This window comes from Micromonospora sp. NPDC003241 (assembly GCF_053589795.1).
Genome location: NZ_JBSFSO010000114.1, coordinates 1 through 1,027, shown reverse-complemented (window position 1 = coordinate 1,027; position 1,027 = coordinate 1). Strand labels below are relative to the sequence as shown.

Annotated in this window: 1 protein-coding gene; it reads right to left on the bottom strand. The window is 68.0% G+C overall.

Annotation, left to right across the window (positions count from 1 at the left end):
- Positions 1–120 precede the first annotated feature (120 nt).
- A complete protein-coding gene (locus tag ACWDVW_RS32700) occupies positions 121–1,002 on the bottom strand; it encodes a transposase family protein (protein ID WP_449956870.1) in 882 nt (293 codons plus the stop codon).
- Between the last annotated feature and the right edge of the window lie 25 nt (positions 1,003–1,027).

Here is a 1,027-nt window from a genome sequence, read left to right as displayed (position 1 = left end):
GAAGTAGTTCCATCCTGTTTGGGCTGGTCGGGGGGTGTTGACTGTGGGGTTGGTGGTGGTGGGTGGGCTGGTGGTGGGGTGGGTGATCTTCGGGTTGATCGTTTGTCTTGTGGCTGGTGGTTAGCGGGTGATGTGGTCTTGGGTCAGGACGGTGAGGGCGCGGAGCAGGGTGGTGGCGTGGTGGTGGTTGCCGCGTAGTTGGTGGAGGATGCGCCAGTTCTTCAGGTCGGCGATGCCGTGTTCGTTGGTGGCGCGTTCGGCGGCGATGAGGTTGTTGACGGCTTGTTGGTGGCGGGTTAGTGGGTGGGCGCGGGCGGGTCGGCGGCCGGTGATGATGGTGGGGTGGTCGTCGGGTTGGCCGGGGGGTTGGCGGCGTGGTCGTAGGCCGGGGTAGGGGCCGGGTTGGTCGTCGAGGTTGGTGAAGCCGAGGTCGCAGATGGCGGCCAGGTTGTGGTGGCGTAGGTGGGCGGGGATGCGGTGTCGGCGGGCTGCGGTGATCTCGGCGGTGCGGCCGGGGTGGGCGGCGGAGATCCACAGCAGGTTTCCGGTCGGGTCGGTGATGGCCAGCACTGTCAGGCCGAAGGTTTTGTGTTTGCCGTTGTAGTGGGCGTAGCGGCGGCGTCGGTCGCGGGGGCGTTGGATGGGGATCAGGGTGCCGTCGAGCAGGACCACCTGTGTGTGGTGGCGGGCGCGGCGCAGGATCCGGGACAGTCGGGGCATCTGGGCGGCGAGGGTGGTGATCACCTGGTTGACCCAGCGGCGGACGGTGTTGGCGGAGATGCCGTTGGCGGCGGCCAGGTCGGCTGGGCGTTGGTCGTGACGCAGCACCGCGAGGACGATCGCTGCTGCGGTGTGGTCGGGTAGCTTCCGCCATCGTGAGCGCACCTGGGTCCGGTGACGGCGGATCGCGGTGGTGACCGTGGTCAGTGTCTTCGTGGACAGCGGTAGACGGGACTGGTAGACAAGCGGCGAGCCCTCGGCCGGCGGGTTTTTGTGTGTCACGACCGAACACCCTGGCCGAGGGCTC